The sequence below is a fragment of the Nocardia sp. IFM 10818 genome (assembly GCF_054655275.1).
Genome location: NZ_BAAHJH010000001.1, coordinates 5,122,536 through 5,148,146 on the forward strand (window position 1 = coordinate 5,122,536; position 25,611 = coordinate 5,148,146).

The following is a 25,611-nucleotide window of genomic DNA, read 5'->3' on the forward strand; positions in this document are numbered from 1 at the left end:
CGCCGGTCATTCCGCGCCCAGCACCCGGTAGATCCGCCAGTCGGGCTGCCCCGCACCGGCATTGGGCATCTCGAGCCACAGCGTCGCGATGCCCGCGCCGTTCTCGTAGATGGTCGGATAGCGCCGGTTCACCGCGTCCGAGACGCCGCGACCGGAATTCGGCACGGTGAGAATGTATTTCACGCCGCGTTCGGCGGGCCGGTTGAGCACTCGCACGAAGTCGCGGTCGGAGGGCACCACGAACTGCTCCGGATGCCGCGAGGCCGCCGCGACGGCGAAACCGTAGACGGTGTCCATCAGGACCGCGCCGCGCGGCAGATGCATGGCGTCGAGATAGTCGGCCATGGTGCGCCCGGTGGAGAAGGTGGCGGCAATGCGGCGCTGATCGGCGTTGTAAGCGGAGGCATCGTCGGGGTCAGGGAAGAGCACCTCCTCGAGGGCGTACTCCTGGACCGCCATGGGCTGGCTCGTCATGCCCCACGCGGTCAGCGGCACCGAGGTGACGAGCAGGCACAGCGCACCGGCCATGGCCGCCTCCGGCAACCCGAACACCGGCCGCGAGGCGTGCCGGCCGGGCGGGAAAGCCCGTGCCGGAGCGGCGGTTACGGCATGACGGCCGGGCCTGCGGCTGGGCGGGAACCCGCGTGCGGCGACGATCTGCATGGCCAGCACCGCCGCCAGCGGAACAGCGGCGATGTAGAACCGCAGGAAGGCGAACGTGGAACCGGAGGCGTAGCTGAGCGCCTGGAAGCCGAGCACCGCGCCGAACAGCAGCAACGGCACCAGCACCTGCCCATCGCGCCGCCGCCACGCCAGCGCGGCGACGATCGGTGTCAGCACCGGCAGCGCCGGACCCAGAATCAGCGTCGCACCGAATGAATACTCCGCTGCGGCAAGGAGTTCCGACTCCCCCGCGCCGCCCTCCTGCGCCAGGATCGAGGCATTGCCGTACTGGGAGGTGAACTGCTGGAACGCCTGCCCGGTGATCAGCCAGCTGGTCAGCGCCCAGACGAAGAAGGCGACCGCCCCCGGCGCGCCCACGAGCACCAGATCCATGAGCGCCGCGTGCCTGCGATGCGGCTGCCCCGCGGCGCGCCGATGGGTGACCGCGAACACCAGCGCCCCGGCGGCCACCGCGGGCGCGATCGCGTCGTAGCGGGTCAGATACGCCAGGCCGAAGGCGACGCCGCAGGCGGTGAGATCGTGCACGTCATCGGTGCGCATCCAGCGAATGAGCCGCCGCGCGGCCCAGCACAGGAAGAACAGGAACGGCGCCTCGCTCATGCCGTTGGCGGCGTAGAAGACGATCATGGGGTTGAGCGCGAAGGTCGCGGTCACACCCCAGCTCATCCAGCCGGGCAGGCCGCGGTCGGTGCCGATGCCCAGGATCATGAGCACCGCACCGGCCATGAACAGCGCGGACATGAATGCCCCCGACAATCCCCAATGGGTGATCCACGGAAGCAGCGGCGACACGGCGACGAACGGCAGTTGCGCCAGCGAGGTCAGCGGGGTGAAGACGAAGCCGATGGCCGACAGGTGCGGATCGCGGCTGAACAACGCCGCCTCCGTGGCCTGCACTCGCGCGAGCGCATCGCCCATCACGAATCCGTGTCCCACACTGAGGAATACGGCCGCCAGGCAATAGCACAGCGCGGCGATCAGGAAGACGCACCAGAGCGTCCGGCGCGACGGGCGCCGGATGTCCTCCGCGACCGGCGGATCGACCGGCACGGGCGCACGCACGAGGGTCTCGGTCAACTCGTCGCCTCCGAGGTGTCGGCGGTCGTTCCCAGACCGTGAAAGGTCTTCTCCCAGTACGAGGGATTGCGAATGAGCTGATAGCACCCCTTCACCGAGGCGACGGCCATCATGATCCAGTACAGCGGCGAGAGCAGGCACGCCCAGATCAGGTCCGGGCGATTGTTCTCCCGGCAGGCGATGAGGTTCATGTAGATGGTCGCCGCATTGCCGATGATCAAGGCGATGAGCGAGGGGAAATAGACCACCGACGGGAACAACTGCCCGATCACGCTGGGCTGTCCCAGAATCCACGCGATGGAGATGGACCAGAACACCAGATTCAGGCAGGCGATGACCGGCGTGCCCGCCAGGAACAGGGTGAATCGAATGAAGCTCACCGGCCCGATCGCCCGGTACAGCTGGATGGGGCGGCGCGCGTGCACGAGCCAGGATTGCAGATACCCCTTGTACCAGCGCGACCGCTGCCGCACCCAGTTGATGGGGTCGGGATTGGCCTCCTCCAGGGTGGTGGAGTCGAGCACGCCGGTCGAATAGCCGTGCACCGCAAGCCGGACGCCCAGATCGGCGTCCTCGGTCACGTTGTAGGGATCCCACGCGCCGAGATCCTCGAGAATGGTGCGCTTGAAGTGATTCGAGGTGCCGCCCAAGGGAATCGGCGCCGCACTGCGCATCAGGCCCGGCAGCAGGTAACCGAACCACAGCCCGTAGTCCATGGTGAACCAGGAGGTGAGCAGATTCTGCCGGGCGTTGTGGAAGGAGAGCTTGGCCTGAACACAGGCCGTCGACTCCGGAAGATCGCTGAAAGCCGCCACCACCCTGCGCAATTGCAGCGGATCGGGGATGTCCTCGGCGTCGTAGATGGTGACGATCTCACCGGTGGCCAGGTGCATGCCGTAATTGCACGCCTTGGGTTTGGTGCGCGGCTGCGCCTCGGGCACCAGAACCATTGTCACGTAGTCGATCTCGCCGCCGATACCGGCCCGCCGGGCGGCTTCGATGGTCGGCTCGTCGTCCTCTTCGAGCAGCAGCAGCACTTGCATCTTGTCGCGCGGATAGTTCAGCCCGCCCAGCGCGCCCAGCAGATCCCCGACCACCTCCGGCTCACCGTAGGCGGGCACCAGGATGGTGTAGGCGGGCAGCTGATCATCGGTCAACGCCAGCGCGCGTTCATCGTCCACCGTCATGATGGCGTCGCGCGGCAGACCGCGTTTGAAGATCAGGACCCGGTCGAGCATGCCCGCCAGATACACCAGCGTGCACAGCGCGACCAGTGCCGTGAGGGTCGCCATGGGCGCGAACACCGCGCACCCCACGATGAGCAGCACCACCGCGATCGCCGAATTCCGTTGCCACGGTAGGAAAGCCACCGACGCCGAGGCCATGGGATCGTTCTCCCGCAACCCATGCACCGCGTAGTGCAGCGCTCGCGCCGAGTCCGGATCACGGCTCGCGGTATCGTCGCGCTCGGTATCGCTCATGGCTGCCCGGTCCCCGCCCGCACCATCTCCCGTGCGAGCTCGATGAGCAGCGGCCCGTCCTTGTGGGCGGTATCGGTATCGACCGCGGTGGAATCGGGATCGGAGTCCAGCACCACCGCATTCCCGCGGAAGAAGATGTTCAGCACGCTGTCGAACACATCGAAGGCGACCGGCTTGGGCTGCGGGAACTCGGCGTCGATCAGGTGGTTGTCCGCCGCGATGAGGCTGATCCGCTCGGCGCCGAATTCGTCACGCCAGTTCCAGCTCAGCCACGTCCAGCTCAGCAACCGCTGGTCGTCGAGCACCGTGTTCATGCGGGCAACCACGCCATTACCCAGGTCGACCCAGGTAGCCGGGCTGATGCGGGGCTGGTCGAGTTCGTAGAGCACGAACTCCGGAAGCCGGTCGATATCGAATCCCCGCGGAGCCGAGGTGATGTCGACCATTACCCGGCGGCGCCGGAGTTCCTTGTCCCATTCCGGTTTCCGGTTCTCGGATCGAACGAACTTCCGCGTCAGCTCCGCCTTACTGCCGAAATAGCGTTTGACCCATGGGTATTCGCGATCGGCGAGCAGTGTCCAGCCCGGCGGCACGGTGTGCTGGCGGGCCAGGTTCAGGCCGGGGACGAGCGGGAAGGTGCGGTTGTAGCCCTCGGGGACCGGCAGCAACGCGACGGCCGCCGCGACCACCGCCACCATGGCAACCCCGCCCCGGATCTCATTGGTGGTGAGCGGGCTGATCGGACCGGGAAGGGGTTTGAGCGAACCGCCGCGCCGCACCTGGATGTACATCACCAAGCACATGGCGAAGCACGCGATCAATGACGGAACCGTCTGATAGACGATGAACGACGACCCCGGCCACCACCGCTCGATCACGGCGAGCACCAGCCCGCCGATCACCAATGCCCCTACCCCGCCGATCAGCGCGCGCGTGCGGGTACGGCCCACCCCGATGGCCGCGGCGAAGGCCGCCAACGGCAGCATCGCGATGCCGGCCTGGAGTGCGTCGCCTCCCAGCAGAGCGCGTACCAGTCGGTACGGCACCGGGAAGAATGCCAGGAGCAACAGCCAACTCGGCCAGAATCGCCAGGTCGGGCGCAGCCCGAACACCAGCACCGAGGCGCCGAACAGAAACAGCCAGGCGGCCAGCAGATCCAGGTGCAGCATGTCGTAGAAGTAGCGATAGCGCGGCATCAGCAGCCCCTGTACCGCGGCGGCCGCGCCCAGTAGCAGCCCGCCGACGATCACGTCGGTCTCCCGGTCGTGAATCGGCAACTGCTGACCGCGCCGCAGGATGATGCCGAGCGCGGCCAGCACGGCGAGCGCGATCAAGACGAAGACATAGCCGATGCTGGAGCCCTCGCGAGTCTCCTGGATGAGCCGAAACCAGGTGTCCCAGAATGCGACCGCGGTGGCGACGACGATCAGCGTCAGCCGCAGCGCGATGCGGACCATCGTGCCGCGGGTGTGCTCGCGGGCCGCTGTGCCGGACATGTCAGCTCTTGCGGCGGCGCATCAGCAGCAGGGCGCCGGCCAGCACGGCCAGCAGCGCGACCACCGCGCCCGCGATGGTCAGCGTGCGGGCGAGCGAGATGGACGGCGGCGGTTGCGGTCCGGTGTCGGTCCCGAGCGCGGCGTCCGGGTCGAAGAACTCCGGTTCGCGGTCACCGGCCTGGAACAGCGCGTCACCGTGCAGTTCCTGCCAGCGCTCGAGGTCGGCCTGCAACCAGCCCAGGACGCGGTCCAGATGCCCGGGGGAAGCCGTGGAGGCGGCGACGACCACCGTGCGGCCGCCGCTCCAGGTGGTCTGCACCGCACCCACGGGGACGGTGGGATCGATCCGGACGGTGGCCGAATCGCCCTCGACGCCGTTCGCGGTCAAGGTCTGGTCATCGTTGTTCGGATCCAGTGGCAGCGTAATCGATTTCAGCCCCTGCCCATTCGCGGAGATGAGGACCGCGGGGACCGAGCTGCGCACCGCCTTGTCGAATTCGACGATCTCGGGCCGCAACGGCATGACCGAAAGTCGTTGCAGACCGGTGAGAATGGTGGCCGCACGCACGGTGTCCGCGAAGCCGGGATCGCGCAGGCCGACCTGCACCTGCGGCTGCAAAGCCTGCGGCAGCGCCTCGAAACCGCCCGGAATGGCCGGGGCCGCAGGGCGACTGGTGACCTCGGTGTCCGGGTGCAGGGCGAGCGAGACCGGGCGCTCCAGGCCGCAGCCCTCGGTGACGCCGGTCTGCCGCAGGGTCACGCCGATCGTGGTGAACCGGGTGAGCAGCTTATCGGGAATCGATACCCAGCGATCGATGGTGCCGGACGCGTCGACCGGCCAGCCGTCGATATAGGCGCCGTTTGCCTCCACCACGATCGCGCCGCTCATCATGGATTCCGGCAGCGGGGTGTAGTTGCCCAGCAACCGAATTCGCACATCACGCACCGGATGCCCGATCCGGGACTGGTCGACGCCGAACTCGACCCGCACCCCGCCGATCGAGGTCGCGCTGAGCTGGGTCTGACCGAGTTCGGACAGGGTGACGCTGTCCGGGGACACGATCGGGGCCTGCGGCAGCGAAACCGCCGCCGCGCCTGTGGAAACGGCGATCTTCGACAGATCGCTCACCAGCAGGCGGGTCTGATCCGGCAACGCCTTGGCGTCACCGGTCAGGCGCAGCACCGGTTCCGGGCCGGGATTATCCAAACGCAGTCCGGCATCGGAGGATTCGCGGATCACCACCTGCCGTTCCAGGAACCCGGGCGGATGGTCGGGCGCCCGGCCGTCCGCCCCGAGCCGGCGGATGTCGACCGCCACCGGCTGGCGGCCGTACCGCGCGATCACCGCCGTGCCCAGCGTGAGGGCGGCATTGCTCTCCACGGTGCTGGGCTGATCGGGCAGGTACATGGTCAGCTTGCCGAGCACCGGCGGCAGGAAGTCCGCGACGGTCGTGGGCTGGATCTCCTCGCCGGAGTAGACCACCGAGACGTCGGCGAGGGTCAGCGGTACGCCCCACCAGTCGGTGACGCACCAGCCCGGTTCCGGCACCAGTGACGAAGTCAGGGTGACCGCCACCGCGTTCTGCTTCACCTGCGCACCCGCCAGGGACAGCCGGATGGGGGCGGGCGCGCCGAGCGGCAGATCGATGCGATCCACGAATCGCCCGCCCGAGGAGACCTCGATGGTGCCGCGGGCGACGTGCGGCGGCAGCTGGGCGGTGCCGAGGATCGCGGTGGGCGCGAGGCCCGGCAGGATCGGCAGCACCAGCGAGACCTGATGCTGCCCGCCCGGGAAGGTCAGCGATGTGCCCATGCCCAGCGCCGGCAGGGACAGCGGCACGTCACCCGGGGCCGCGGTCACCGCGGCAGGCAGCACGGCGACCGGTGCGACGGTCACCGCGCAGGCCGCGAGCACGCGGACGGCAGCCGAACGCCAGCGAGACGAGGTCATGCGGCGGATGCTATAGCCAACACGCATGACAAAGCCTGCGACATGCGGGCTGCTGCGTAATCCGGTACGCGGATCAACCCGCCGGCGCCGTCGCCGCGCCGATGTCGGCGGCGCGGATCTCCTCGACCACGAGCTTGGCGGTTTCGGCGCAGGCGGTGGTGCCGCCGGTGGCGTACTCCTTCACGGCGTCGCCGACATTCCAGAGATTGGGAATGGGGGTGGTGTGCGGCAGGTCGTAACCGGCGACGGCGCGCTGCGGCGGCCAGTCGTCGCGGGCCACGGCGATGGACAGGATGCGGGCGCGGTCGAAGCCGGGGATCTCGGCGCGCAGATCCTGGAGTATCAGCGCGGTTTCGGCCTCCGCGTCGAAATCGCCGACCGAGGGTTTGGGGACGCCCACGCCCACATACAGGTGCCAGCCCCGCGGCGCCATCTCCGGGCAGGCGTCGGTGAAATTCGCGACGTAGCACAGCCGCCGGGTGCGGGCGAAGCTCAACAGCCCCGGGGCCGAGATCAGCGGTTCGCGGCTGGCGAAATTCACCGAGATCATGGCGCAGGGCAGATCGCCCTGCAGGACCTTCCCGACGTAATCGGCCGGGAAATGCTCGGGTCCGACCACATCCAGCGTCGCCGACGGGCCGATATCGCTGATCGCGAAAGCACAAGTGACATCGATGGTTTCGCCGTGGCGCTCGATGCGAGCCCCGGTGACGCGGCCGTCCCGGACACACAGCTCGCGCACCTCGCTGTCGAGCCAGACCGCGCCGCCATTGCGCTCCACCACCGCGGCCAGCGACTCCCACAGGCCGATGGTTCCGCGCGGGCAGAACCCGATCCGCTTGAACGCGGACTTGCGGGTGAAATAGGTCAGGAAGACGCGTGCGGGCAGTTCCTCCGAACCGACCGCGAAGACCGTTCCGCACATATTCCGGAATATGCCTTGCACCGCATCATTTTTCGTATACCTGCGCACCCAGTCCGCGGTGGAGATCTCCCGGCTCTCGTCCACGGTGGTCTTCAGCAGCTTGGCCCCTTGACGGATCAGCTGGGACATCAAGAGCCCCCAGCCGCCCCCGGTGACGTCCACATCGCGGCCCGCGATGCGATACAGAATCGGCGGATCCACCGCGCGGACTTCGAATTTCGCGCCGACCTCGGCGAAGGTGTCCTCGGTGACGCCCCCGATCTCGATGGCGGACGCGCCCTTGTTCACGATGAAACCGTCGAGTTCGTCGGTGGAGGCGCGACCACCGACCCGGTCCAGACGTTCGGCCACCAGGGTGCGATAGCCGTGGTGCGACAGCCGCGCGGCGGCGCACAGGCCCCCCGCTCCGGCTCCGACAACCAATGCGTCCCAATTGTTCTCGCTCATGGCGAGGCTCCTCGGAGATGCGCTCAGCCCACGGGGTTCGCCCCGGGCTCAGCGTCGGACATATCGGTAATGCGGTTCCAATTCTCCCGCACTTCCTCGATTGTCGGCACCTCCGGATACAGCACCGGTTTGCCCGCGAACAGCTGTACGCGCTGCACCGTGCCGCCGCCGACGATGAGCACCATGCCGGTGTCCTCGCACTCCTCGCTCAGCAGGAAGCCCACCACGGGAGCCACATGCGCGGGCGGGAGATTCTGCAGCAGATCGGCCGGGGCCTCGGCGGTCATGCGGGTGGCGGCCAGCGGAGCGACGGCATTGACCGTGATGTCGTACTCGCGCCCCTCGATGGCGAGGGTGTTCATGAGGCCGACCAGCCCGAGTTTGGCTGCGCCGTAGTTGGCTTGGCCGAAGGTGCCGTACAGGCCGGTGGTGGAGGTGGCCATGACCACGCGGCCGTAACCCTGCTCCCGGAAGTGGCCCCATGCGGCATGTGTGACGTGGTAGGCGCCGAACAGGTGCACCCGCACCACGGCATCCCAGTTCTCCTCGGTCATCTTGGCGAAGCTGCCGTCGCGCAGGATGCCGGCATTGTTGACGATGCCGTGCACCGCACCGAATTCGGCGAGGGCGGTGGCGACGACCGCGGCCGCGCCCGCGGCGGTGGCGACGCTGTCGTAGTTGGCGACGGCTCTGCCGCCCATGGCCCGGATCTCGCCGACCACGCTGTCGGCCATGGCGGTGCCGGAACCCGTTCCGTCGCGGTTGCTTCCGAGATCGTTGACGACGACGAGGGCGCCTTCGGCGGCCAGCAGCCGCGCGTATTCGCGGCCCAGTCCCCCGCCCGCGCCGGTGACGATGACGACTCGATCGGCTACACCAGGCATGATTCTCCTTGCGGACCTTCGAAACTCCGCATTCCATTCGCCAGGGTCGCGGTCGCCTTTGCCCGCTCGGTTCAACCGTACTCGCGTTATCGATGCAGCTCGACGCCCAATTCAGGGTATGTCCGAGGGCGATCGCAGCGGGGCGTTCGCTCAGCAGCGAACGCCGGTGACGGCAAAGCGCTCCACCTCCTCGATATGCCCGCCGGTGGCGACCGCGATGGTGAGCGTGCCCGGGCACGACGCGCTGAAGTCGATGGTCCCGGACCACGGTGTGTCGGTGCCGCCGGCCGGGATCATGCCGGTCTCACCGATCGGGGCCGGCTGCGCGAGCTGCCGGATCTGGATGTCGAGGCTCTCGTCCACCCCGGTGATGCGGCCGCCGACCGTCACCGGGGAGGTGATCCGGGCGCCGTACTTCGGGGCGGTCAGCGTGAGGGCGCTGTCCTCGGTGCCGACGATCTCCCACGGGGCATCGGCGCCGGCGCCCAGGCGCACCAGATGCAGTTTCGCGGCGGGGAAGGCGTCGCCGCCCGGTTCGGCCGGATCGTCGTAACCGACCGTCACCCAGGCTTGTTCACCCTTGGTCTCCACCTGCACGACGCGGTCGATATTCGCGTAGCCGAGGTAGTCGCGGGCGAAGCCCAGCGCGGTGGCGGCGGGATCGAGATGCCAGGGTTGATGGCCGCCCTCGCGATAGGACTGCTGCCAGGCGGCGGCTCCGGCGGCATCGGCGAAGGGCCAGAGCGGTTGATAGGCGAAGGTGTTCGGCACGGCACCGCCGGGGGTGGTGGTCAGCGGGAGGTCCGAGGCCGTTGCGGGGGCGCCCGGTCCGCTGACGGTGATCGTGGTCGCCGGAGTCGACGGGGCCGAGTCCGTATTGTTGCCGTCGTCCCTGGTCACCACGGCATATCCGAGGGCAGCGACGGCGAGCACCACCGCCGTGGCGGCTGCTCCCAGCGCGAAGGCCGCGGCATTGCGGCGTCCGGGCGGATCCGAATTCTTGTTCATGTTTCAGAATGCCTCGCCCAGGCCCTGTCGCGCTCGTCCGAAAAGCACTGCCGCGCTCGTCCAAGGACTGGCCGGTCGATATGTTGGGGAAGTGACGCCGTTTCTCCACCGGATCCACCCCGAACTCGCGGACTCGCTGCCGCATCTCGCGCTGGGGAAGAGCCCGACGCCGGTGCGGCGGCTGAGCTCGCTCGACAGCGCCGGGGCCGAGCTGTGGGTCAAGGACGACAGCGCGTTCGGCGAGGGCGGCTGGGGCGGGAACAAGGTCCGCAAACTGGAGTGGTTGCTGCCGGACGCGCTGCGGCGCGGGCGGACCACCATCGTGACCGTCGGCGGCCTGGGCACCAATTGGGGTTTGGCGACGGCCCTGTACGGGCGCGAGCAGGGCCTGAAAACCGTGCTGGCGCTGGTGGATCAGCCCGAGGACGAACACGTGCGCGCACAGTTGGAGCGGCTGCGCGCCTCGGGCGCGCGACTGTATTTCACGCATACCAAGGCGCGGACCATCTTGCGCGCGCCGCTGATTCTGGCGCGGCACAGTGCACGGGGACGCCTGCCGTACTTCCTGCCCGCGGGCGGATCCTCGCCGATCGGGGCGCTCGGCTATGTGGAAGCGGCATTGGAGATCGCGGACCAGGTGCGGGCGGGAGAGCTGCCCGAGCCAGCGCATATCGTCACGCCGGTGGGCTCGGGCGGCACGGTGGCCGGGCTGTCGCTGGGACTGCGGCTGGCCGGACTGCCGACGCGGGTGGTCGGGGTGGTCGTGAACGACACCCTGCGCCTGGACGAGCCCGCAGTGAGCAGGCTGGCCGATCGCGCCGCACGGCTGCTGCGGGAGCGGGGCGCCCGACTGCCCGAGAACATCTCCCGCACCGGCAATCTCGAGATCGTGACCGAGTATCTGGGTCCCGGGTACGGTTATCCGACGCCGGAAGCCCTTACGGCGCAGAAACTCTCAGCGGATCTGGAGCATCTGACCCTGGAACCGGTCTACACCGCCAAGGCCATGGCCGCGCTGCTGGATCTGAATGCGCAGGGGCACTTCAGCAATGGGCCGGTGGTGTATCTCAACACCAACGGCCCACGCTGAGCCGAGCCCGGCATCAGGCGCCGGCCGGTGCGGCGAGCGCGGCGGCCAGGAACTCCTCCCAGGTGCGCTCGCCCACCGCGCGGTCCAGGGCGAGGTTGCCGCCCTCCTTGTAGGCGCGCGCCGCCTTGCCCGGGGTCTTCACGGTGATGATCGGCCGGTGCTTGCCGGTGGCGTCGAGGTAGCTGCGCACCAGTTCCTTCATGGTGTAGACCTTGGGCCCGGCGATGTCCGCCACCAGCCCGGCCGGCTCGCCGAGGGTCAGCTCCACCAGTCGCTGGGCGACCTCGGCCGAATCGATGGGCTGGAAACGGAAGTCGAAGGCGGGGACGATCGGCAGCTTGCCCACCGCCGCCACCATGGTGAACAGCAGATCGTGGAACTGGCTGGCGCGCAGCGTGGTCCACGGCAGGCCCGAATTCTCCACCACCAGTTCGGCTTCCCGCTTGGCGGCCATGTACGCCATGAGCGCGCGATCCACCGCGCTCTCCACCGGCACGCGGTCCGCGCCGACGACCGAGATGTACACCAGGTGCGGGCGGGCGCCCGCGGCCCGGATGCCCTCGACCAGGGTGCGCGCCTTGTCGCCGTCGCCCTTGGGGCTGCCCGCCAGGTGCAGGACGGTGTCGGCACCGGCGACCGCGGCCGCGATGCCCTCGCCGGTCGTCAGGTCGCCCGCCACGTATTCGATGCCGTCCGCACCGGTGCGCGCGGTGCGGCTCAGCACTCGCACCCGCACGCCCGCGGCGAGCAGCAGCGGGGTGACGTGCTTGCCCAGGGTGCCCGTTCCACCGGTGACCAGAACCGTCTTCGTCATGATGGCCATCTCCTTCAGCCGAGACCGTGGCGCCTGTTCGCGACGCTCTTGCCCTGATGACGACGCGCCCCGCGCGGGTGTGACACGGTGTGGCCGGGCACACAGCCGGGTGGCGCTCGTACCCTGGGCGCATGTCGGATGCATCGGCGGCCGCCGTCTCTCGAGGCCAGCTCGACCAGCTGCTCGATCTGCTCTCCGGCCGCCGCGTGGCGGTCCTGACCGGTGCGGGCATCTCCACCGACAGCGGTATTCCCGACTACCGCGGGCCGGACACACCGCCGCGCAATCCCATGACCTATCAGCAGTTCGTCGGTGATCCGGTGTTCCGCCAACGCTATTGGGCCCGCAATCACGTCGGCTGGCGCTATATGGATGCCGCTCGCCCCAATCCGGGTCACCGCGCCCTGGCCCGTCTGGAACGCGCCGGGGTGGTCACGGGGCTGATCACGCAGAACGTGGATCTGCTGCACACGAAGGCCGGTCAGCGCTCGGTCATCGACCTGCACGGCGTCTACGCCCGGGTGCGCTGCCTGGGCTGTGACGCCCTGATCTCGCGCATGACCCTGGCCGACCGCCTCGAAGCCGCCAATCCGGGCTTCGCCGAGGCCGCCCGCATCACCGGCCTGGAAGTCGCCCCCGACGCCGACGCCGTCCTCACCGACACCGAGTCCTTCCGCATGGTCGACTGCGCCCGCTGCGGCGGCATGCTCAAGCCCGATATCGTCTACTTCGGCGAAACCGTCCCCAAGGATCGAGTCGCCGACTCCTACGCCCTCGTCGACGCCGCCGACGCCCTGCTCGTGGCCGGCTCCTCCCTCACCGTCATGTCCGGCCTGCGCTTCGCCCGCCACGCCGCCAAAACCGGCCGCCCCGTGGTGATCCTGAACCGCGGCCGCACCCGCGGCGACGAACTGGCCGCACGGACCATCGACGCCGGCTGCTCTCCCGCCCTCACCGCACTCGCCGACGCCCTGGCGCCGGCTCCACCGTCGCCAGATAGTGCGCAACTGGTTCGAGTGTGACCAGCCCGGTCCCCGCACCCGCGAGTTCGCCTGCGGCAGGCAGCAATCGGTCGTGCACGCGCGCCATGAGGTCCCGCTCACCGAGCTCGACGGCTGCCCGCGCGACCAGGCACAGCCGCAGTTCCAGCAGCAGATCCGGCGGCGCGTCCGGTAGCGCGCGCAAGGCTGCCCGGGCCTCCTCGCGGCGGCCCTCCTCCAGCAGGAGCAGCGGCCGCACCCACGGCTCGTGAGGTCCCCAGTCGGTACCCGGCTCCGATCCGATCGGCTGCCCGTGCCGCAACCGCACACAGAGCAGCGCCAGCGGCAGCAGCCCGCGACCGAGCCCGGGCATCGCCGCGAGCGGAACTGCGGCCGCCGCCGACCGATAAGCGGCCTCGGCTTCCGCGCCCGGCATCGACAGGGAATCCCGCATTACCGCATACCAGCGAGTGAAGACCGATACCAGCGGCAGACCGTAGTGGTCGGCCACAGCGTCCACCACTGCGGCGTGCTCATCGGCGGCATCGAAATCCGCTGTGGCGCTGAGGGCTTGCAGCAGAATGAGATGACCGAGGACTTCGAATGTGACCAGACCGTGTGCCCGTGACAAATCCACCAGGTCGGCGCCGATGCGGGCGCGCTCTCCGGCAAGCCCCGCACGGTAGAAGCTCTGCATGTAGCGAGCGTTCAGAGTGAAGGCGAGCAGTGCCGGGTTATCCGCCTGCCGCGCAATCTCTTCGGCCTCCGCAGCAGCGGCCCGCCCCCGTTCTGCGTCGGTCGCACGAAGCTCCAGCGCAATGGTCGTCAGCAACCGGCAACGCAACTCCGAATCGGCATCCGCATCCGCCAATTCCCGCAGCGCGCGTTCCGCAGCATCGACCACGCGCCGCGCCGACTCCGGATCGTCGTGCTCGGTCCACACGGTCGGCACATCGAAGGCCGCGATCACCCGGGCCGTCAGTCTCGAATCACCGAATTCCTCCGCCGCTCCGATGGTTTCCTCCCACCGCTCACGCGCCTCGGCCAAGCGCCCGGTCACCGCCAACGCCCGCACCAGCCCCGTACTGGCCTCCAGCCGATCGCGCACCTCCCCGATCCGCTCATAAGCGGCGACCGCATCGCCCCACCACCGCGCCGCCTCCCGCGGCGCGAACACCCGCTCCGCCGCAAGCGCCGCCAACCGCGCATACTTCGCGGCCCGCGCCGCCGTACCCCGCGTCCCCGCCCGCACGAAATGGTGGGCCAGCACGGCGACATCACTACCGCCCGCCTGCTCCAGCAGCTCCCCGACTGCGCCGTGCCAAGCCGCCCGGCGCGGCCCGGAAATCTCGCCGTACACGACCTCCCGCACCACAACATGCACGAAAGCCACATCGGGGCTGCTGGTTTCACCCAGAAACCCTGCACCCAGCGCGGCTTCCACACCCGCGAGCACTCGCTCCTCGTCACCCGCCAATCGCACCAGCAGTTCCCGATCGAACTCCACTCCGATCACCGAAGCCTGCTGCAGAACCGTCCGGTCCGCCTCCGTCAGCCGCCCGAGCCGATGCCGCACGACATCGCGTACCCCTGCGGGAACCGCCTGCAACGCCGTTTCCCCTTCATCACGGATCAATCGCGCCAGTTCCCTTGTGAAGAAGGGGTTCCCGTCCCCACGCCGATAAATGCCGCGCACCACCCCCGCCCCGATCGCCGCCCCCGCGATCTCGCGGACGATCCCCCCGGTCTCCGCCTCGCTCAACCCGCCCAACGAGATGCGCACCGGTTCCGTTCGCGCCATCCGCGCCAGCGCCGCAACGAGTTCCACCCCTACCTCGGTGCCCCGATACGCACCCACCACCAGCACCGGCCCGGCCACCGGCGCACTCACCAGCTCCGTCACCAACTCGAGCGTTTCCTCCCCCGCCCAATGCAGGTCATCGAACACCAGCAATACCGGCCCACCCCGCGCCACCGAACCCAGGTAATCAACAGCCGCCCGCCGTTCCATGAACCGCGCCACCGCCGGATCACGACCGGCGGCCCCGTCCACCCCGTCCACTCGATCATCACTGCTGCCGAGCACCCTATGGGCCGCCCCATGATCATCCCCGCGTGCTCGCGCCGCCGCCGCGCGACCCGGCATGAGATCGGGCCGCGGCACAACCCCGCCATGATCCGCGCCCGCGAGCTGCTCGCGGATCCGCGTCCAGGGCCAATTCGGCGGCGCACCTCCGTCAGCCGGGCTCGCCCCCCACGCGACCGTCCACCCCCGCCCGGCCAACTCCCCCGACAATTTCCCGACAAGCGCCGTCTTCCCTGCCCCCTCTTCGCCCGCCACGAGCACGATCCGCGAACTCCCCTGCGCAACCGCCTCTTCCGCCGCCCGACGCAGCCCCGCAAGTTCACTCTCTCGCCCGACGAACCCGCCCACCGGCACTGGAGCGCCTTGCCCTGTCGCGGGATGCACAGGAGGGCCCGAATTCCCCTCCGGCCGTGCGTTATCCGAGCCGTTCCGAGAGGAATAGCCCGGCAGGACCGAATTGCCCGACCGCGCCTTACCGCCTTCCGCCGCAGCGGTCCCGGCCGTGCCCACCCGCTCAGCGTCTTCGGGCTCGCCGCGAACGGATTCAACCCCCGCGCCGCCACCGGATGACGCATCGCCGCGGGGCATTGCGGTCGCAGCGGATTCGTCACCCGTAGATAGCTTCCCGCTCGGCGTCGGTGTCGCCGCGGATCCGGCGACCCGACCGGATGACTCGTCCCACCCGTGCTCGGGCGGCGAGGTGGCCGGCGGCGGAGTCAAGTGCGGGGCGTGGGCGAGCACGGCGGCTTCCAGGTCGCGCAGGTGCGGGCTGGGGTCTACCCCCAGCTCGGTGCGGAGGTTGTCGCGGATCGCGCGAAGGGCGGCGAGGGCCTCCGCTTGGCGGCCGGAGCGGTAGAGGGCCAAAGCTTTGGTTTGCCAGGCTTGTTCGCGCAGCGGATTGTCCCGGAGGTGGGAGTCCAGGGCCGCTACCGCCTCGGCGGGGCGGCCCAGTTCGAGGAGGGCTCGGGCACGCTGTTCTATTGCGAGAAGGCACAATTCATCGAGACGCGCGATTTCGCCTCGGGCCCAGTGCTGATCGGCGAACTCGGCATAGGCGGGGCCCTGCCAGAGGGCCAGGGCCGCGTCCAGGTCATGGAGAGCTTCGGCGTAGCGGCCGGTGGTGGAAGCGGTGGTCGCGGTGTGGAGCAGGGATTCGAAGCGGCCCGCGTCGACCTGATTCGAGTCGATGCGGAGAGCGTAGCCGGGGGCGGCGGTGATCAGGGTGCGGGCGGGCCGGCGGGGTGGCCGGTCCGGTTCCAGGGAGCGGCGGAGATCGGCGATGAAGGTTTGGAGGGCGCCGGGCGCGTTGTGGGGTGGACGCTCCCAGAGGTCGTCGATGAGTTGGGTGGTCGGGACCACTCGGCCGTGGGCGATGAGGAGACGGGCCAGGACGGCGCGGTGGCGCGGGCCTTTCAGGGGTACCCGGCCGCGCTCGTCCTCGGCCCGGAGCGGGCCGAGGACGCTGAGGGTCAGCATGGGGACGGATATCCGATCACGGTGATCGACTCTATCGCTGAGTCGCTGCTGATCGATTGCTCAGTGGACCGGACGAGGCTGGTCGTGTCCCTGAGAGCACTTGGAAGGATTCCTATGACCACGCGTATCCCCGGCTTCGACTACCAGCGCGTCACCGTTGCCGACGGTGTGACGCTCAATGTCGCCGTCGCCGGTTCGGGCAGTCCGATCGTCTTGTTGCACGGTTTCCCGCAGACCCATCTGATGTGGCGGCATGTGGCCGCCGATCTAGCGGCCGACCACACTGTGCTGACGCCGGATCTGCGCGGCTACGGTGACAGCGACAAGCCGGTCGCCGTCGACGGCGAGACCTATTCCAAGCGCACCATGGGCAATGACATCGTGGCGCTGGCAAAGGCTTTCGGGTTCGACCGGTTCGCGTTGGCCGGGCACGACCGGGGCGCGCTGGTGGCCATTCGGGCCGGGCTCGACCATCCGGAGGTGATCACGCATCTGGCCAGCCTGGATGGAATGCCCACCATCGAGACCTGGGACGTGCTGCACGGGGTCGATGGCGCGATCGCCTTCCACCTGTACCTCATGGCCCAGCCGGAGGGGCTGCCCGAGCAGCTCATCGCCGGCAGTCCCGACGCGTTCTTCGGGCACTTCCTCGATATCTGGGGGAAGAATCCGCAGGCTGTTCCGGCCGAGGTCCGCGCGGCGTATCTGGCCGCGTCGCGGGAGGCGGTCCCGTCCATCGTGGCCGACTTCCGGGCCTCGGCCAATGCCGATATCGCGCACGATCTGGCGGACCGGGAAGCCGGGAACACACTGCGGATGCCGGTGACCGTGTTGCAACAGGATTGGGGCTCCGCGCTCGGGTTCGATGCCGCGGGTCTCTGGCGGAAGTGGGCTCCGGACCTGGATCACAGACTGCTCACCTGCGGTCACTTCATGGCCGAGGAAGCGCCGACCGATGTTGTGCGCGCCCTCCGCGACCTACTGCGTCGCTGATTCGCTCCGCGTGTTCATCGGTTCCTCGCCCTAGGGACGATGGCGAGCGTGACGAATCCGTTCGTGGCGGGAGCCGTCCCGCTGTTCACTCGCCGAGGCGCAGGACGGTCTCTCATTGTCACGGCGGACGTCGTCGTTCTGCTGATCGCACTGCCGTCGAGTAGCCGACCACGGCCCAGCCGTCTGTCACCGGGCCGGTTCCGGTTGGGCCGCCATAGCGGACAGTTCGCGGTCTACGGCTGCGTCGTGGGCGGCCGCGGCTTCCTCGGCCTTCTTCGGGCTCCAGTAGCCGGACATGAAGAAGACGAAGGGGAGGAAGGCGATTTGGGCTATGAGGCAGATCCACCACCAGGTCTTCCATTGGTCGGCGGAGTCCTCGCGGGCCTGGACTACCTCTTCGCCGTGGGCGGAGAGGTAGTCGCGGTCCTCGGCGGGGATGTTGCTGACCGCTTGAAGTTCGGCGGTGGCCTTGGTGAGCGGTGCGCTCACCTGGGAGGCGACGGCCAGTTCATTGACCGGAACCTGTTGTGCCGCTTGCAGTCGAGCCGCGGCCTGATCGGCGGGGATATTGAATTTCCGCGCGATCTGGCCGATGGCGGTGGCGAGGGCTTCCTGGTCGTTGGGGTTGACGACGACCTTGGTGAGCACGCTGGTGTCGACCGCTTGCAGGGTCGCGAGTTCTTGCGGGAAGCGGGAATTCAGGCTCACGGCGGTCCGGATGTCGGCCTCGGCGGCGCCGCTCAGCTTGGTCAGGGCTGCGACCTGGGCGTCCTGGTCGTTGGGGTTCTCGCCCAGTTTCGCCATGGTCTCGGTACCCACCTTCTGGATGGTGGCGATCTCCGCGTGGTATTTGCTCGAGATCTCTTGCAGCCTGGGCCCGTAGTTCACCAGCGTGCCCGCCGCGGTGACCACGATGAGCAGGCCGAACAGCACGAAGGTGACCACCGTGCGCAGGGTGCCGCCCCATACCGCGAGCCCGACCGCCGTCGCCGCCGGATTGCGTTCCTCGACGGTTTCGGTGAAGCTGGCCATCCAGCAGGAGTACGCGATGCCGGTGCCGATGGCGATGAAGCTCAACACGATTGCGAACGTGTAGTAGTCGGTCCCCGGCCGGTCGGTGTAGCCGAGGAAGATGTACACCCCGATGATGCTCAGCACCGCGCCGAAGATCATGAACGGTTTGCGCACCTTCAGGTAGTCGGAGACGATTCCGGTCAGTACCAGCGCCGCGGCATTGGAGATCCAGTACCAGTTGCCCATGGCATTGGCCTGCGCCGCGGTGAATCCGAAGTTGGTCGCCATGTACACCGGCAGGAACGACACGATGGTGTAGAAGAACGCCAGGAAGATCGAAATGGCGAAGGCCGAGCCGATGATATTGAACTTCAGCATCTGCTTCCACTGATGCCGTTCCAGCGCGGTCACATCCAGCCCGCGCGCCCGCGCCTCCACCAGCGCCTTGTCGCGCAGCGACACCATGATCTGGTCGCGCAGGGCGGGACTGAGCTCGCGCAGCCCGAGCAGCCCGAGAATCGAGATGACCACGCAGATGACGCCGCACAACCGGTAGTGGTACTGCCAATCGGGATGGTCGGCCAGAGTCGCCGAGGAGATCTCGGTGGTCACCAGCGCGCCGAGCACCGGGCCCAACGTCCAGAACCCCATGGCCGAGGCGCGGCCCAGCTGCGGTGAGAAGTCACGCACGATGGCGGGCGTCGCCACCAGCACCGCGCCCTCCACAATGCTGATCAGGCAATAGACCACCAGGAATGCTTCCTTGGTGGTGGTCTGCGGCACCGCGAACAGCGTGAGCAGCGAGACGATGACCGTGCCGTAGGCGACGATATTGGCCCGCCCGTACCGGTCCAGCAGCCCGGCCGCCACCGACGCCGCCGCGCCGAAGGCCGACCCGGCGATGAAGATGCCGACGAAGTACCGGAAGGTCAGGTCGAAGTAGGCGATGAGTTCATTGCCCACCGCGCCGGCGACGAACAGCTGGTAGTACTGGGCGATCGAGACGACCACCACGATGAACAGGTACCAGGACCGCGCCGGAGTCTCCGGATAGTGCGGGAGCTTGCGCCGCCACAGCCCCGTGAGCAGTGTGGGCGCTGCATCGGAGGGACGGACGGCTGCCGAGGTGGAACTCATGATCGAGACGCCTTTCTGCCCACGGCATCTCGCGTGACCGGTAGGCCTACAACGCCACGATCAGCCGGGTGAGAACAGGGTAGCGGTCATGAGTGATTCAGATCACTGCTATCGAAGATCGAAAACTGAGCAGATTGTAACGGTCTCGCTGGGCGGGACTACCCGTTGCCATCCCGGAAGTACAGAATATTGGACCCGTGCTGGGCCAGCGGCCCGGCCTCGGCGGCCTGCCGGATGCCGCTGGCCGGGAGTCCGGTGAGCTTGGCGAACATGGGCGTATTGCCGAAGGCGGCGCGCACCTGGGTCTCGGAGGCGTAGTCCGCGCCGTATTCGGCGAGGGCCTTGAAGTCCAGCGGTGCGAGCGGCTTCTCCAGGGGGATCTGCCCGGCCGGCAGGCCCAGCGCCGCGTAGTGGGTGGCCGAACCGCCTTCGTACCAGCACAGTTCGTAGGACATGTTCTCGGTGGTGGTCACGCTGACCACCGGCCATTCCTGGGAAAGCCGCAGCGCCAGTGGGTGTTTGCCGATCGGGGCGACCTCCCAGTTCAGGCTCTTCACCGAAACCCAGTGCTCGGAGACCTTTTCGACGAGGACCACGTCCTCACCGAGCCGTTCGGCGGTATTGGCCTCGGGATCCGGCGTGCTCCAGTGCTTTTCGTCGACGCCAAGATAGGCCGAACTGGGCACCGGCTCCGCGCCGTCGGCCACGTAGGCGGCGAGCACGGCCGCGCGCACCAGGGTGACGGCATTGCGCGAGGAGCTGCGCACGCACAGCGCGCCGAAGGAGTTGTTGATCTCCACCGGTTTCGACGGCTGATCGGGCATGGCCCCGGCGGCCAGGGGCTTGAGGCCGACGAGGGCCAGCTGCCAGTTGATCTCCTCGATGGTCGAGAGATCGCCGGAGGTCTGATACAGGATCTGCTGCTGCGTCAGATAACCCGCGCGTTCGAGGGTCTGCACCTCGAGTTTGGCCAGCGCCGTGGTGGTCTTGCTGGTGAGCCCCAGATCCTCGATCTTGATCTCGCGCAGCCGCTGCGTCATGGCCGGTGAGGTGACCGCCGCATACCGCTCCCGGTACATGGCGACCGCCTGCTTGCGCTGCCGCCCGACCATGAGGGTGCGCAGCAGCGTATTCAGGCTGGAGAGATACCGATTGGCCTGTTCCGGATCGGCGGCGAACAGCGCGGCGCGAATGCGCACGGCGTCCTCGCTCGCGGCGACGGCGGCCTTGGGATCGAGCCGGATCAGCCATACGCCGCATTTGGCCAGCCCCTGCGCGCACACCGCCGCGGCATTGGGATAGGTGTGCGCCACATGCCGATACGCCTGGCACGCATTGCGAATGGTCGAGGTCGCCAGCTCGCGATGCCCGATGGTGCGCGCCGCCTGCTCGAACAGCCGCAGCGCCTCCTGCACCTCATTGGCGAAGACGGCGTCCACATGCCCGGCGGTCAGCCAGCGCAGCCGCAACAGCACCGCTTCCTGCGCCGGCTCCAGCGCCGAGGGCGACCGATCCCGTTGCGAAGGATCCTCTTTGGTGGCCATGAGCGCCTTGGCGAGCTCACACAATGAGCCGGCCAGCCGCAGCTCCGCCTCGGCCGAACGATCCCGCGCGGCCCCGCGATCCTCCACCACCTGGCGCTCGATGGCGCTGAGATCCATTGCGACCTTCAAACTCCCGCTACACCCGACCACGTCCGGCTCCGATCGACCGTCCGCGTGTTTGCGCCGAGTCTGCCACATAATCGCCGCCCGGGTCACCCATCTGCCGGTATGCCTGGTTTTGCACGGCGCGGCGAGATCAGGCCACACCGGTCCGGTCCCGCACCGCGCCGACCGCCGCGTCGCGCGGCTCGGCGGCGAGAATCTCCTCGAGAATCGAGCGGGCCGCCCGCCGCTCGTCGATCTCCCGGTTCATCCGCTCGAGCTCGGCGCGCAGATCCCGCGCCATCGCATCACAGGTCGGCGCGAGGTACCGCCCGGACTCCACCATGCACGGCAGCACCTCGGCGATGATGCGCGTGGGCAATCCGGCCGCGAGCAGAATGCGAACGCGCCGAACCGATTCCACATCCGATTCGGTGAATTCCCGGTACCCGCTGGCGCGCCGGGCCGGCCGCAGCAGCCCCTGCTCCTCGTAATAGCGCAGCGCGCGCGTGCGCATTCCGGTGCGGCGTGCGAGTTCTCCGATGCGCATGTGATCTCCGCCTCTCATGGTTGACCTTCACGCCGACGTGAGACTCTAGCGTCGTCGGCATGACGGAAAACACAGTGCGGCCCCACGATTCATTCCCCACGCTCCAGGGCCGGAAGGCGGTGGTCACCGGCGGCACGCACGGCATGGGCCGCGCCATAGCGGAAACCTTGCTGGCGGGCGGCGCCGAAGTGTTGCTCACCGGACGGAATGCGGAACGGGTCCAGCGAGCGCGGGCCGAACTGGATTCGCCCGCAGCCCATGTGGTGCGCTCCGACGCGGCCGTGCGCGCCGATATCGACGCCCTGGGCGCGACGGCCGAACAGCGACTCGGGCACATCGACTATCTGTTCGTGAACCACGGCATCGCCGAATTCCAGACTCTGGACGAGGCGACCGAAGACCATTGGGACCGCATCTTCGCCATCAATGCCAAGGGTGCGTTCTTCACCGTGCAGCGCCTGGCCCCGCTGATCCGCGACGGCGGCGGGATCGTGTTCACCACGGTCTCCAACGACCGGATCTTCCCGGGCCTGAGCGCCTACTCGGCGGCCAAGGAGGCCGTGCGCGCGTTCGCCAGGGTCCTGGCCGCCGAATTGCTCCCCCGCGATATCCGCGTCAATGCCGTCGCCCCGGGCTTCATCCTGACCCCGAGCATGGGGGTCGCCGAGCTCACCGAGCAGGAGCGCGCGGAGTTCATCCGCCAAGGCGAGTCCACGACCCCGATGGGGCGGCCCGGCACCATGCGGGAGGTCGCCGACGCGGCGATCTACCTCGCGGCCACGGCGACCTTCACCACCGGTGTCGAGCTCGCGGTGGACGGCGGATTCGCGCAGGGAATCGGAGGTTAGCCGAATCCGTCACAGGAGGGATTCGCCCGGGGCGATTCCGGGTATTCCGCCACAGCGAGCCGTGGAGTCGTACGAAGCCGGGAGGCCGACGATGATGTCGAACGATCGAACAGAATTCCACTCGGCACGCGCCGAGGTGAGCGCTGTACCCAGGAAGCGGACACGGCGGTATCGGTCACCGTCGGGTCATTCCTTCTTCGACGAGCAGGTCGCACGGCTGCGCCAGGAGGCGCTGGCGGCCTTGCGCGAGACCGCTCATCCATAACCGGATCGCTCAGCTGGGCGGACGGGTGTAGCGGAGCTGGTCCGGTTTGGCGGCGTCGTGGGCTTCGCGGCCCGAGAGGTGTTCGGGCACGCCGACCTCCCACCAGGCTCCGGCCTCGGTCCACGCCGACGGCTGGGTGCGGACCACGACCACGGCGGGACGGCGTTCCATGGTGGTGGCGGTGCGCGCGCGGGCATAGGCCTCGCGGAACTGCTTCAGGTCGGTGGCGGTGAACGCCAGGCAGCCCATCGCATAGGCGTGCATGGCGAAGTCCACGCGCGGCGGCGGCGCCGAATGATTGGTGCGGCAGTTGGCGTAGAAGTTGTTGTACGGCGCGGCGCCCTGACCTTCTTGCAGGCGGGCGATGACGGCGTACCCGTCGTTGTCGCAGACCACCGCGACCATGGGATGGCCGGCGAAGGCGGCGGAGAACAGCTCGGAATTGAGCATGAGGTAGGAGCCGTCACCGAGCATGGTGGTCACCAGGCCGTGCGAATGAGCCATGGACGCGCCCCAGGCGCCGGCGAGTTCGTATCCCATGCAGGAGAACCCGTATTCGACATCCATGGTGGGCTGACCGCCGGTCGCGCGCCAGCCGCCGATCAGCTCGCCGGGTAGCCCGCCGGAGGCGGTCATGACGTAGTCGGTGGGTCCGCTGAGCTCGTTGACGACGCCGACGAGCTGGGCATAGGTGGGTGCGCCGATGGTCGGCGCGCGCAGCTTGTCGATATGGGCGTCCCAGTCCGCGCGCACCGCGAGGGAGCGAGTGGTCCATTCGGAGGGCACCACCCAGTCGGTCAGCTGGGGTGCGAGGTCGTCGAGCGTCGCGGCGGCATCGCCGACCACGGCGAGCGCGCCGTGCTTCACGGCGTCGAAGCGCGCGGCATTGATGTGCACGAGCCGGACGTCCGGGGAGAACACCGTCCACGACGCGGTGGTGAAATCCTGCAGTCGGGTGCCGACGGCCAGCACCACATCCGCCTGGGCGGCGAGGGCATTGGCCGAGGCCGCGCCGGTGATGCCGAGCGGTCCGGCGTACAGCGGGTGGTCGTGCGGCACGAGGGTGCGCCCGGCGGTGGTCTCGGTGACCGGAATGCCGTGCCGCTGCGCGAATTCCAGTGCCTTCTCACCCGCTCCCGAGTAACGGACTCCCCCGCCGAGCAGCAGCAGGGGTTGCTGCGCCCGCCGCAGCACCGCCGCCGCCTCGGCGACGCTGTCGCGATCGGGTCGCGGCCGCGGGATCCGGTGCACGACGGGCCAGAACAGCTCCTCGGGAAAGTCGTAGGTCTCGGCCTGCACATCCTGCGGCAGCGCCAGGGTGACCGGCCCGACGTCCGCCGGATCGGTGAGCACCCGCGCCACCTGCGGCAGGGTGGCCAGCAGTTGTTCGGGCCGGGTGATCCGATCGAAGTAGCGGCTCACCGCCCGGAAGGCGTCGTTGACGGTGGCGGTGGGATCGCCGAAATGCTCCACCTGCTGCAGCACCGGATCGGGGGCCCGGCTGACGAAGGTGTCGCCGGGTAGCAGCAGCAGCGGCAGCCGATTGGCATGCGCCACACCGGCGGCCGTCACCATGTTCAGCGCCCCCGGCCCGATGGACGAGGTCGCCACGCCCACTTGCCGCCGGTTGGCGGCCTTGGCCAGGCCGACCGCCGCCAGCGCCATGCCCTCCTCGGTGTGACCGCGCCACACCGGAATCACATCGCGGCGCTCCTCGAGCGCACTGCCCAGTCCCAGCACGTTCCCGTGCCCGAAAATGGCGAAAACCGCGGGGAACAACGGAACTTCGCCCCCGTCGAGGGTCTCCGAGCGCTGGGCCACCAGCCAGGCCACCAAGGCTTGCGCGGTCGTGAGTCTCATAACAATCGTCCTTCATGAGAGGTGACCGGGCAGCGCGGGTCCAGCGGCTCGTCCGCCCAGCGTGATCGCACCCAGCCGTGCGCCGGGTCGTCGCAGAAGGCCATCGACCGCTCGGGCGCGGGACCGGCCAGCACGTTCAGGTAGTACATGGGATATCCGGGAGCGGCAATGCACGGGCCGTGATACCCGTGCGGGATCAGGAACACATCGCCGTCGCGCACCGCGACGTTCTCATCCAGTGTGCCATCGGCGGTATAGGTGCGATGCATTCCGAAACCGCTGGGCGACGGGGTGATTCCGTCCTGCCCGGCGATGCGGAAGTAGTAGATCTCCTCGTTGACGACCTCGCAGTCGCTCGTCTCGTCGTGCTTGTGCGGTGGATAGGAGGACCAGTTGCCGTCGGGAGTGATGAGCTCGCAGGCATTGAGCTTGTCCGCGTGGTCCCACACCCCGGGCACCCCGAAGTTGGTGACCTGCCGCGTGGCCTGCCCGGCGCCCCGCACCTCGACCGGAACCTGCTCGGCGGGACCATATTTCGGAGTCAACCGCCGCGTGCACCGCGCCATGGGCAGCGCGACCTCGATGCCGTCCGAGGTGTGCAACTCCAGATCGGAATCACGTGGCGCATAGGCGAAGTCGGTGACCCGGGTGAAGACCGATTCCCGCCCTTGCAGTTCGAACACCTCGCCGTCGACGCGCACGGTGCACGATCCGGCCAGCGGCAGCACGAACGCCTCGAAATCGCCGGTGCGCACGGTCCGCGTCTCGCCCGCGGCCAGGTGCAGGACGAGCAGCCCGGTGTAGGTCCAGCCCGCCTCCCCCGGGGTGAGCACCACAGGATCGTTTCCGCTGCCGAGCGTTCCGTGCGGCCGGTGCAGCTTGCTCATGCCGATTCCCTC

Annotated in this window: 18 protein-coding genes; 4 read left to right on the forward strand and 14 right to left on the reverse strand. The window is 68.7% G+C overall.

Annotated features, from left to right (window positions below; all coding sequences use genetic code 11):
• Window positions 1–6: 6 nt before the first annotated feature.
• The 7 genes from ACYQ5L_RS23810 to ACYQ5L_RS23840 form a co-directional block, all read right to left on the reverse strand.
• On the reverse strand, window positions 7–1,704 hold the full coding sequence (locus ACYQ5L_RS23810; protein WP_459963520.1) for an ArnT family glycosyltransferase: 1,698 nt from the start codon (window positions 1,702–1,704) through the stop codon (window positions 7–9).
• 53 nt (window positions 1,705–1,757) lie between these two features.
• On the reverse strand, window positions 1,758–3,242 hold the full coding sequence (locus tag ACYQ5L_RS23815; RefSeq protein WP_459960307.1) for a glycosyltransferase: 1,485 nt from the start codon (window positions 3,240–3,242) through the stop codon (window positions 1,758–1,760).
• On the reverse strand, window positions 3,239–4,738 hold the full coding sequence (locus ACYQ5L_RS23820; RefSeq protein ID WP_459960309.1) for a hypothetical protein: 1,500 nt from the start codon (window positions 4,736–4,738) through the stop codon (window positions 3,239–3,241). The genes ACYQ5L_RS23815 and ACYQ5L_RS23820 overlap by 4 nt, the downstream gene beginning before the upstream one ends.
• Before the next feature lies 1 nt (window position 4,739).
• Window positions 4,740–6,689, reverse strand: a complete 1,950-nt coding sequence (locus ACYQ5L_RS23825; RefSeq protein WP_459960311.1) for a hypothetical protein — start codon at window positions 6,687–6,689, stop codon at window positions 4,740–4,742.
• Between the two features lie 73 nt (window positions 6,690–6,762).
• The gene (locus ACYQ5L_RS23830) at window positions 6,763–8,061 is read right to left on the reverse strand and encodes a phytoene desaturase family protein (RefSeq protein ID WP_459960313.1); all 1,299 of its coding nucleotides are present in this window, start codon (window positions 8,059–8,061) and stop codon (window positions 6,763–6,765) included.
• Window positions 8,062–8,084: 23 nt separating this feature from the next.
• Window positions 8,085–8,945, reverse strand: a complete 861-nt coding sequence (locus tag ACYQ5L_RS23835; RefSeq protein WP_459960315.1) for an SDR family NAD(P)-dependent oxidoreductase — start codon at window positions 8,943–8,945, stop codon at window positions 8,085–8,087.
• Between the two features lie 150 nt (window positions 8,946–9,095).
• Window positions 9,096–9,953: a hypothetical protein gene (locus ACYQ5L_RS23840; RefSeq protein ID WP_459960316.1), complete on the reverse strand. Its 858-nt coding sequence runs from the start codon at window positions 9,951–9,953 to the stop codon at window positions 9,096–9,098.
• A 91-nt stretch (window positions 9,954–10,044) separates the two neighbouring features.
• On the opposite strand from ACYQ5L_RS23840, the gene ACYQ5L_RS23845 reads away from it, so the two are divergent.
• Window positions 10,045–11,043, forward strand: coding sequence for a 1-aminocyclopropane-1-carboxylate deaminase/D-cysteine desulfhydrase (locus tag ACYQ5L_RS23845; protein WP_459960318.1), 999 nt, complete (start codon window positions 10,045–10,047; stop codon window positions 11,041–11,043).
• A 13-nt stretch (window positions 11,044–11,056) separates the two neighbouring features.
• Here the strand turns inward: ACYQ5L_RS23845 and ACYQ5L_RS23850 are convergent, their stop codons facing one another.
• Window positions 11,057–11,857 (reverse strand): SDR family oxidoreductase, encoded by an 801-nt coding sequence (locus ACYQ5L_RS23850; RefSeq protein ID WP_459960320.1) that lies wholly within the window; start codon window positions 11,855–11,857, stop codon window positions 11,057–11,059.
• A 131-nt stretch (window positions 11,858–11,988) separates the two neighbouring features.
• On the opposite strand from ACYQ5L_RS23850, the gene ACYQ5L_RS23855 reads away from it, so the two are divergent.
• Window positions 11,989–12,879: an NAD-dependent protein deacetylase gene (locus tag ACYQ5L_RS23855; RefSeq protein ID WP_459960322.1), complete on the forward strand. Its 891-nt coding sequence runs from the start codon at window positions 11,989–11,991 to the stop codon at window positions 12,877–12,879.
• On the opposite strand, the gene ACYQ5L_RS23860 is transcribed toward ACYQ5L_RS23855, so the two are convergent.
• Window positions 12,809–16,399 (reverse strand): ATP-binding protein, encoded by a 3,591-nt coding sequence (locus ACYQ5L_RS23860; protein WP_459960324.1) that lies wholly within the window; start codon window positions 16,397–16,399, stop codon window positions 12,809–12,811. The two genes, ACYQ5L_RS23855 and ACYQ5L_RS23860, sit on opposite strands and share 71 nt — an antisense overlap.
• Before the next feature lie 114 nt (window positions 16,400–16,513).
• On the opposite strand from ACYQ5L_RS23860, the gene ACYQ5L_RS23865 reads away from it, so the two are divergent.
• Complete coding sequence (locus ACYQ5L_RS23865) at window positions 16,514–17,392, forward strand: alpha/beta fold hydrolase (RefSeq protein WP_459960326.1); 879 nt, start codon at window positions 16,514–16,516, stop codon at window positions 17,390–17,392.
• 186 nt (window positions 17,393–17,578) lie between these two features.
• Here the strand turns inward: ACYQ5L_RS23865 and ACYQ5L_RS23870 are convergent, their stop codons facing one another.
• The 3 genes from ACYQ5L_RS23870 to ACYQ5L_RS23880 form a co-directional block, all read right to left on the reverse strand.
• Window positions 17,579–19,543 (reverse strand): MFS transporter, encoded by a 1,965-nt coding sequence (locus ACYQ5L_RS23870; protein WP_459960328.1) that lies wholly within the window; start codon window positions 19,541–19,543, stop codon window positions 17,579–17,581.
• A gap of 158 nt (window positions 19,544–19,701) precedes the next feature.
• The gene (locus ACYQ5L_RS23875) at window positions 19,702–21,204 is read right to left on the reverse strand and encodes a hypothetical protein (RefSeq protein ID WP_459960330.1); all 1,503 of its coding nucleotides are present in this window, start codon (window positions 21,202–21,204) and stop codon (window positions 19,702–19,704) included.
• A gap of 139 nt (window positions 21,205–21,343) precedes the next feature.
• Complete coding sequence (locus tag ACYQ5L_RS23880; protein ID WP_459960332.1) at window positions 21,344–21,739, reverse strand: MerR family transcriptional regulator; 396 nt, start codon at window positions 21,737–21,739, stop codon at window positions 21,344–21,346.
• Window positions 21,740–21,798: 59 nt separating this feature from the next.
• On the opposite strand from ACYQ5L_RS23880, the gene ACYQ5L_RS23885 reads away from it, so the two are divergent.
• Window positions 21,799–22,587 (forward strand): SDR family NAD(P)-dependent oxidoreductase, encoded by a 789-nt coding sequence (locus ACYQ5L_RS23885; protein WP_459960334.1) that lies wholly within the window; start codon window positions 21,799–21,801, stop codon window positions 22,585–22,587.
• 274 nt (window positions 22,588–22,861) lie between these two features.
• Here the strand turns inward: ACYQ5L_RS23885 and iolD are convergent, their stop codons facing one another.
• Together iolD and iolB are read right to left on the reverse strand one after the other, a co-directional pair.
• The gene (gene iolD / locus ACYQ5L_RS23890) at window positions 22,862–24,712 is read right to left on the reverse strand and encodes a 3D-(3,5/4)-trihydroxycyclohexane-1,2-dione acylhydrolase (decyclizing) (protein ID WP_459960336.1); all 1,851 of its coding nucleotides are present in this window, start codon (window positions 24,710–24,712) and stop codon (window positions 22,862–22,864) included.
• Window positions 24,709–25,599, reverse strand: a complete 891-nt coding sequence (iolB, locus tag ACYQ5L_RS23895) for a 5-deoxy-glucuronate isomerase (protein WP_459960338.1) — start codon at window positions 25,597–25,599, stop codon at window positions 24,709–24,711. The genes iolD and iolB overlap by 4 nt, the downstream gene beginning before the upstream one ends.
• Between the last annotated feature and the right edge of the window lie 12 nt (window positions 25,600–25,611).